Origin of the sequence: Photobacterium lucens (genome assembly GCF_009873615.1) — a bacterium.
GTDB lineage: Bacteria > Pseudomonadota > Gammaproteobacteria > Enterobacterales > Vibrionaceae > Photobacterium > Photobacterium lucens.
Genome location: NZ_SSMG01000442.1, coordinates 1 through 8,375 on the forward strand (window position 1 = coordinate 1; position 8,375 = coordinate 8,375).

Here is an 8,375-nt window from a genome sequence, read left to right on the forward strand (position 1 = left end):
ACTTTATATAGTCACGAACAGGCAAATTAATTGAAAGATTAAGACGCAAAACCTCCGGCCTAACAATTATTATTAATTCACGGTAGCGGGGTTACCGAAGGATTATAATTAGTCTCGCCAATATAATGACGATTATTTTAACAATATATTGACAAGTCTATTATGAAGATTGATTAATCTAATTCCTCGCTCTTGATGTTTAGGTGACACTCATATTTATTTCACCGAGTAGAAGCATGGATAAACCAATATTAAAAGATTCATTAAAATTATTTGACCATTTTGGATCTGTAAAATCACGGTCGATGTTTGGCGGTTTTGGCATTTTTGCTGGTGATACAATGTTTGCATTAGTTGTAAATGATAAACTTCATTTACGCGCAAACGCTGAAACCGAAAAGGAATTCAAAAAAGCAGGTCTTGAGCCTTATGTTTATAAGAAACGTGGCTTCCCTGTTGTAACCAAGCACTACGCAATACCTGATAATTGGTGGGACGAACCTGAAAAGATCGTTGCTCAAGGTCGGTATTCATTGGATGCAGCAGAAAAAGACAAGCAAGAAAAGGAGAGTTGCGTACCTGACCGTATAAAAGACTTACCAAACCTACGGTTATCAAACGAAAGAATGCTTAAAAAAGCAGGCATAGAGACTATCGAACAACTTCAAGCTGCTGGTGCTTTAGGTGCATACCAAGCGCTACAAAAAGCGCAAAACAGTCCACTTAGTCTTGAATTACTATGGGCGCTAGAAGGTGCAATAAGTGGTCAACATTGGTCTGTTATTCCTGAGCAACGTCGAAACGAATTATTATCAGCCCTTTCTTAATAAATCTATTTCGACAATTCTATTTAACTTAGAAATAAAAGATGTTCATTCTTTTATTTCTAAGTATACCTACTAAATATATATTTAGAATAATGCCTAACCAGCCTACTCTATTTTATATCTTTTAATACATAAAGCTCATAATAAGAACTAGCAAAATAACGCACTTAGAAGTAATTAATAACTTCTTGTTTTATATCAATGCTAAAACATAAATATTTAATTTTGTTTTTTATAACGTCAAATATTTAACGCTTTATTAATCTCGCATCACATTTATCGCTATTTACAACATCCTCCTCGCCTTTTATTTTCTTCACCATTGGTTTTATTTTCGCCAACTGATTGGCGAAAAAGCCATAATTCTTAGTAAATGAAATACAATACATACAGTTAAGGTCTACATGTATACCCTAGCAACTCGCTTTTTAGGTATCTGTTTTAAGGAATGGCTGTGCGTATCTCAATCAAGAAAATCGACTCTCTCTGGGTAAAACCCTTGCTATGGCTCCAAGCTCGACATTATGGGCAAGTGCTAAACCCAGCTAAGCTTTGGGGCCGCAAACCTGTACTGTTTTGGTTAGTCGCAGGATTTTTCGGTTTTCTCGATCGCAAAAAATCCCCTATCCAAGCTGTGATACGCTCGCTGATCTGTGTTCGTGTGTCACAACTCAATGACTGTGCATTCTGTGTTGATGCTAACGGTATGAAGTTGGCAGAGCGTTGTGATTCTGAAGAAAAAATCAAAGCATTGGCAAATTGGCAACACTCTGATTTATTTACGGAGCAAGAACGCGCTGTGCTTACCTACACGGAAGCCATGACCATTACAGGGCAACGTGTTACTGATGAGATGCTTCATGCTCTCCAGCAGTGGTACAGCAGCGATGACATCATAGAGATCACCGCATTAGTCAGTTTCCAAAACCTATCCGCTAAATTTAACACCGCATTGGACGTGCCAGAGCAAGGCTTCTGTACTCTGCCAATTAAACCCAATGATGTTGCGGCTAACCAAGAGCAAGACAAATCACAAGCTGATACTCAGCAAAACAAATAAGGTGAGATATATGGATAAGAAAAAGCTCGCTTTACTCATCGTGATTGTTAGCCTGATTGCAAGCTGGATCCATTTCGATCTTGGGCAATACCTCACGCTTGATTTTATCAAGCAGGAGCAATCTGCCCTACAAACGAAAATTCAAAGCCAGCCAATCGTGGCTTATGTGTCGTACTTTGCTATTTACGTTCTAGCGACTGCCTTATCCTTACCGGGTGCCGCCATTTTAACCTTGCTAGCAGCCGCTATTTTTGGTTTCTGGCCTAGCCTGATCATTGTCTCATTTGCCAGCACCATTGGTGCAACCTTAGCATTTCTCTCAAGCCGCTTTATTCTACGTGACTGGGTACAACAGCGTTTTGGCTATCGCTTAAAAACCATTAACCAAGGGATTGAGAAAGAAGGCGAATTTTATCTCCTAACGCTACGCTTGATCCCTGTGTTTCCGTTTTTCCTGATCAACCTATTGATGGGTTTAACTCCCATTAAAACACGTACCTTTTATCTAATAAGCCAATTAGGCATGTTACCTGCTACGGCTATTTTCATTAATGCCGGAACCCAGCTCAGTAATATTGAATCACTGCGTGGCATTGTTTCTACCCCAGTATTGCTATCGTTAGCTCTACTCGGTACGTTTCCTCTGATTGCCAAGTTCATTGTCAACGCAGTAAAACGCCAAAAGGTTTACCAAGGCTTTCAAAAACCTCACTCATTTGATCAAAACCTAGTCGTCATTGGTGCAGGTGCTGGCGGTTTAGTTAGCTCATATATTGCTGCCGCAGTAAAAGCTGAAGTGACCTTGATTGAACGACATAAAATGGGTGGCGATTGCTTAAATACAGGCTGTGTCCCCTCTAAAGCGTTAATTCGTGCCGCCCACAGTGCTCATGAAATCCAACAAGCGAAACAGTTAGGCATTAACGCCAACATTGAAGCTATCGATTTCAAAGCCGTTATGCAGCGAGTACATCACGTTATTGCCGATATCGAACCGCATGACTCTATTGAACGATACACCAAGCTAGGCGTGAACTGTATTCAAGGTGATGCCACTATCGTTTCCCCTTGGCAAGTGAAAGTGAACGATACGATCATCACGACACGTAACATCATTATTGCCACAGGTGCTTCACCGCTATTGCCAAACATTACAGGGTTAAAAGATGTTGCTCCGCTCACTTCCGACACCTTATGGCAACTAGAACAACAGCCGAAAAAACTGCTTATTCTTGGCGGTGGTCCTATTGGTTGTGAATTAGCACAAGCGTTCAATCGTTTAGGTTCGTCTGTTACCTTGGTTGAAATGGCTGAGCAATTACTCAATCGTGAAGATAACGATGCGGCTTGTGTTATTCGCAATAAACTCACTGATGAAGGTGTGAAGGTATTGCTTCAGCACAAAGCGGTGAGCTTTAAAGCATCCAATAGTGAATATCATCTTGCGCAATTAGATGATCTTGCGAATAACCAATCAGTCGAAGTGGAATTTGATCAAGTCATTGTCGCCCTTGGTCGTGTTGCCAATACCCAAGGTTTCGGTTTAGAGACGCTAAACATTGAAACGACACCACAAGGAACCATCAAGGTTAATGACTATCTGCAAACCCAGCACCCAAATATTTATGCGGTTGGTGATGTGGCTGGTCCTTTCCAACTGACCCATGCCGCAGCACATCAAGCATGGTATGCATCAGTTAACAGCTTATTTGGTGCCATTAAAAAATTTAAAACCGACTACTCGGTATTGCCAGCCGTTACCTACACCTCGCCAGAGTTAGCAAGAGTGGGATTAAACGAAAAAGAAGCGCAAGCACAAGGTATTGAATACAAAATCTATACTTATGATATTGCGGATTTAGATCGTGCGATCACCGATAACAACAATGAAGGTTTCATCAAGGTGCTGACACCACCAAATAGCGACAAGATCTTAGGCGTCACTATTGTTGGTCATCATGGTGGTGAACTATTGGCAGAATTTACGTTAGCAATGCGTCACAAATTAGGACTAAACAAGATCTTATCGACGATCCATCCTTACCCGACCATGAGTGAAGCTGCGAAATATACCGCTGGAGTGTGGAAACAACACAACGCACCACAAAAGCTATTATCGTTAGTGCAGCGTTACCATCAATGGATGCGTAAATAGCCTTACAAAGCGCATAACAATAACGAAAACAACAAGCAGCAAAGGAAGATGAATGAAATCACTATTTAAGATGCCACAGTGCAACATGCCCTATTTAAAAGCACTGTCGCAAGGCATTGCGTTATCGCTTGTACTCTCCACTGCTGCGTATGCTGAAATACCAGAGCAAACAACGTCAACACCTTCGCTACCACAAGCATCATGGCAACAAGTGCTTGATAAAGCCAAAGGTCAAACCGTTTACTTCAATGCTTGGGGTGGCAGCCAAGAGATCAATGAATACCTAAAATGGGCAGATAAACAGCTGCAACAACAATACGGTGTCGCGTTAAAGCAAGTGAAAGTCACTGACATTGCAGAAACCACACAGCGTTTACTGGCAGAAAAAGCCGCCAATAAAAACCAAGACGGTAGCGTTGATATGGTTTGGATCAACGGTGAAAATTTCCGCTCTATGAAACAACATCACCTATTGTATGGTCCGTTTACTCAACGTTTACCTAACTGGAAATACGTTGATACCTCATTACCGATAGATAAAGATTTCACCGTTCCAACAGACGGTTATGAAGCACCTTGGGGAGTGGGACAACTGGTGTTCATTTACGACACCACTAAGTTAAAAAATCCACCACAAAGTTTTAAACAACTATTGGCATTAGCACAGCAAAACCCGGGGAAAATTAGCTACCCTCGTCCGCCAGAGTTTCATGGCAGTAGCTTTTTAAAAGCGGCATTGCTTGAACTCACAACCGATAAACAAGCGTTATACCAGCCCTTATCGTTACCCGCTGAAAAAGCCTTGTTTGATAAAGTCACCGCACCACTTTGGCACTATTTAGATCAGCTGAATAAAGTCGCATGGCGTGGTGGTAAACAATTCCCAGCAGGTACAGCAGAAACGGTCCAGTTATTAGATGATCAACAGCTTTTATTAGCGATCACCTTTAACCCTAATGCCGCTCTAGCAGCCATTGAAAACGGCAACTTAACTGACACCGCCAAGACTTATGCTTTTAAAGCTGGTGCATTAACAAACGTTCACTTTTTAGCGATCCCTTGGAATGCGACAGCAAAAGAAGGCGCATTAGTGGCGATTAACTTTTTAATGAGTCCAGAAGCGCAAGCTCGCAAGGCAGATACAAAAATATGGGGCGATCCAACCATATTAAAACCACAAGCCTTTAAAGCCTTGCCAGAGCCATATAAAAGCCAATCATTTAAGCTCTACCCTGCTATTGCTGAGCCAAACCCAACATGGCTAACAGCGATTGAGCTCGAATGGCAAAAGCGTTACGGTCATTAATCGCAAATTTAATAAGTAGAATACCCTTTGCCCCGTCAGATGATGGGGCAAATTTTTTAAAACACTTTTAGAAACATCTAGCGCATCCATTCATGGTGAAGCTGCTCACTATCACCTAAATAGTCCAATAGCCAACTTACTGCAGGGCTCATACTTTCCGTATTCCACGCTAAACAACACGGGCTCATAGAGGGCTTTATTGCCAATTCCTTTTCAACCAGCTTGCCTGATTCAATTTTACTGATAGCCATATGGCTAGGCACAACAGTGATCCCCAATCCGGCTTCTAAACATTGAAAAGCACTGTACCAACTCGGCACCATAATGCGGCGTTGGTTATCCATCAGCCAAGTGGTACGTTTAGGCAAGGTACGTGAGGTGTCTTCTAAACAAATCGCAGGATATTGCGCTAATTCATGAGGCTCAATAGGATGATCAACCGCTGCTAATGGATGCTCAGGCGCAACCACAAACTTCCACGTTAAAACGCCCATATCACGATAATCAAAGCTACCACCAATCGGCACTGCCGCTGTTGCACCAATGGCGATATCAGCACGACCATCGGCTAAGGCATCCCATACGCCATTAAACACTTCCATGGTTAAGTGCAGCTCCACATCTGGAAAATGCAGATAGAAATCACGCACTAAGGTATTCACTCGACTTTGGCGAACCACAGTATCAAGTGCCACCGAAACATTTTCCGACCAGCCATTGGCAACCCGTTGAGTTTGGTATTTGATGGTATCCATTTGCTTAATCAGCTTGCGTGCTTCTTCAACAAAATACTTGCCTGCTGGCGTTAATTTCACCTGCCTGTGTAATCGAACAAATAATTCGACAGCTAATCGCTCTTCTATTAACCGAACTGTATAACTTATCGCACTCGGCACTTTGTGCAATTCTTCCGCTGCCGCTGAAAAGCTGCCACGACGGGCGACAACGTCGATAACTTGGAGATCATTGTATGAAAACATATCAAATCAAATTTTTTGAAAGCAATGTTGAAATATTAGCGTTTCACAGCAATGAAAACCAGCATTACACTATCACTATGTCTTATAGATATAGTTATTATAAAAATGAAAAAAGAACTCGCTAAACCATCAAAAATCACCCTATTCTGGTTCGCATGTCTAAGTATGCTGGGCTTTTTAGCTACAGATATGTACTTACCTGCGTTTGAAACAATCCGTGCCGACTTTGCTACATCACAATCTCTTATCGGCCTATCGTTGAGTGTTTTCTTACTGGGTATGGCATTAGGCCAACTGGTTTACGGTCCACTGTCTGATCGCATTGGTCGTATCAAAGTTTTAGTTGGTGGTATCGCCCTATTCAGCGTGGCTTCTATCGCATGTTCATTTGCACCTAACATCGAAGTGTTCCTACTTGCGCGTTTTGCTCAAGCATTAGGTGCATGTAGTGCAACAGTGATTTGGCAAGCGGTGGTTGTTGACCGTTACGAAGGCAAAACATCTGAGCGTGTATTCGCAACCATCATGCCTTTAGTTGCATTATCGCCTGCATTAGCACCATTACTTGGCGCATTGTTAGAGCATAACCTTGGCTGGCGCAGCATCTTCATCGCACTTGTAGCATTTGGTGTTGTACTTGCCATGCTAACGCTGAAAGAAAAAGAAAGCGCAGCATTAGATCAACAACAAGAAAGCGTGACAGTTCAGCTACGTAAAGACTACAGCCAAATCCTACGCTCGAAAAAGTTCTGGGGTAACATGGTGATTTTCGCAGCATGTTCTGCGGCATTCTTTGCTTACCTAACGGGTTCACCATTTGTTATGTCAGCAATGGGTTACTCAGGTGCAGACATTGGTTTAAGCTACGCACCACAAACCGTTGCATTCATCGTAGGTGGTTACGGTTGTCGTACGCTACTTAACCGTTACTCTGGTAAGCAACTTCTACCGTGGATTTTAGCGCTATTCTTCGCAAGCGTAGCAGTCATGTTTGTTATCTCGGTAACAACTACAGTAACAACAATCTTGCCTATCCTGATCCCATTCTGCTTCCTAGCAGTGGCAAACGGTGCGATTTACCCGATTGTTATTAGCGCTGCACTGTCTGACTTTAAAAACTGTAGCGCAACCGCTGCTGGCCTACTTAACTTCATGCAAACCATGGTATGTTTTGCAGCAAGTGGCCTAGTTTCAGCATTCGCTGCACACGGTCTGCTAACAGTAACAACTGGCATGTTCATTACTGGCTTTATCGCACTATTTGGTTTCTCTCTAGTGGTTAAAGCACGTAAAGAAGAAGCACAAGACGCTGAACTACAAACAGCGTAATCCATCATTGCGATACGCAATATAAATGCTAAGGGGAGCTAACTATCAGCTCCCCTTTTTTTCTCTCTGTGATATTTGAACCAACTCGCAAAACACTATCCGCATCATGACACTTCAGAATAAAACTGGTGATGAATACAAAGAATCACTAGCCTGCCATTGCATCTAACAAGAATCCTAATTAGTACATTGAACTATCATTCAATTAAGGACTTGCTAATGCTAAATACGTACCTGTCTTATTTCAAAATTTTGCTAACTGACTTCGTTAAATATTACCTAGCAACGGTACTTATTCTTGGCATTAAAGGTGAGCTATTCAATATCGGTTTGCGTTTTTGGTCAGACAACCAAATGTCATTTTATGAGGATGGTTTGTGGCAAATAACGTTGATCTTATCGTTCTTAATTACTTGCTGTGTGATGGTACATAAGTACGCGCCTGAGTAGTGACCCCTCCACCTTTTAATTCGCTTTATTAAGACCGTTAAAAACAATAAATAATTGAAGTGACTCGATGTACGGTTTCAAAATTTCTAAAATATTTCCTATTCTTTTCATTGCATCCACCTTCACCACATAGGTCACCGCTATTGGTTACTATAAAACCTGGAGGAAAAGTTTATAAAACAGTCCACTAAACGGTAATTAAAATAACTATCTAGTGTTCCGTATCAAAGATAGTAATGATAATTAATTTTATTAGTAAAGCATCTAT

At 41.6% G+C, this 8,375-nt stretch carries 7 protein-coding genes and 1 riboswitch; of the genes, 6 read left to right on the top strand and 1 reads right to left on the bottom strand.

The genetic code is table 11. The annotated features are described in order from the left end of the window. Positions 1-10 precede the first annotated feature (10 nt). A riboswitch (cyclic di-GMP riboswitch) is annotated at positions 11-99 on the top strand. A 137-nt stretch (positions 100-236) separates the two neighbouring features. From E5A76_RS18030 to E5A76_RS18045, 4 genes are all read left to right on the top strand, one after another. Continuing rightward, positions 237-827, top strand: coding sequence for a TfoX/Sxy family DNA transformation protein (locus E5A76_RS18030; protein WP_107166546.1), 591 nt, complete (start codon positions 237-239; stop codon positions 825-827). 454 nt (positions 828-1,281) lie between these two features. Beyond that, positions 1,282-1,887 carry a carboxymuconolactone decarboxylase family protein gene (locus tag E5A76_RS18035; protein WP_161119761.1) on the top strand — a complete coding sequence of 202 codons (606 nt, stop codon included), beginning with the start codon at positions 1,282-1,284 and terminating at the stop codon, positions 1,885-1,887. A 10-nt stretch (positions 1,888-1,897) separates the two neighbouring features. Continuing rightward, positions 1,898-4,042, top strand: coding sequence for a dihydrolipoyl dehydrogenase (lpdA, locus tag E5A76_RS18040; protein WP_161119762.1), 2,145 nt, complete (start codon positions 1,898-1,900; stop codon positions 4,040-4,042). Positions 4,043-4,094: 52 nt separating this feature from the next. Continuing rightward, positions 4,095-5,348 (top strand): ABC transporter substrate-binding protein, encoded by a 1,254-nt coding sequence (locus E5A76_RS18045; RefSeq protein WP_392397385.1) that lies wholly within the window; start codon positions 4,095-4,097, stop codon positions 5,346-5,348. Positions 5,349-5,425: 77 nt separating this feature from the next. Here E5A76_RS18045 and punR read toward each other — a convergent pair whose 3' ends face one another. Further along, complete coding sequence (punR, locus tag E5A76_RS18050; RefSeq protein ID WP_161119763.1) at positions 5,426-6,328, bottom strand: DNA-binding transcriptional activator PunR; 903 nt, start codon at positions 6,326-6,328, stop codon at positions 5,426-5,428. A gap of 105 nt (positions 6,329-6,433) precedes the next feature. Between punR and punC the strand changes: the two genes are divergently transcribed. Next, positions 6,434-7,657, top strand: coding sequence for a purine nucleoside transporter PunC (punC, locus tag E5A76_RS18055; protein WP_161119764.1), 1,224 nt, complete (start codon positions 6,434-6,436; stop codon positions 7,655-7,657). Between the two features lie 219 nt (positions 7,658-7,876). Further along, positions 7,877-8,107, top strand: coding sequence for a hypothetical protein (locus tag E5A76_RS18060; RefSeq protein ID WP_161119765.1), 231 nt, complete (start codon positions 7,877-7,879; stop codon positions 8,105-8,107). Positions 8,108-8,375 lie beyond the last annotated feature (268 nt).

Bases quoted from the DNA above. Each gene is read 5' to 3' on its own strand.
- punR (WP_161119763.1), bottom strand. From the start codon at position 6,328: ATGTTTTCATACAATGATCTCCAAGTTATCGACGTTGTCGCCCGTCGT.
- E5A76_RS18030 (WP_107166546.1), top strand. From the start codon at position 237: ATGGATAAACCAATATTAAAAGATTCATTAAAATTATTTGACCATTTT.
- E5A76_RS18060 (WP_161119765.1), top strand. From the start codon at position 7,877: ATGCTAAATACGTACCTGTCTTATTTCAAAATTTTGCTAACTGACTTC.
- lpdA (WP_161119762.1), top strand. From the start codon at position 1,898: ATGGATAAGAAAAAGCTCGCTTTACTCATCGTGATTGTTAGCCTGATT.
- E5A76_RS18045 (WP_392397385.1), top strand. From the start codon at position 4,095: ATGAAATCACTATTTAAGATGCCACAGTGCAACATGCCCTATTTAAAA.
- punC (WP_161119764.1), top strand. From the start codon at position 6,434: ATGAAAAAAGAACTCGCTAAACCATCAAAAATCACCCTATTCTGGTTC.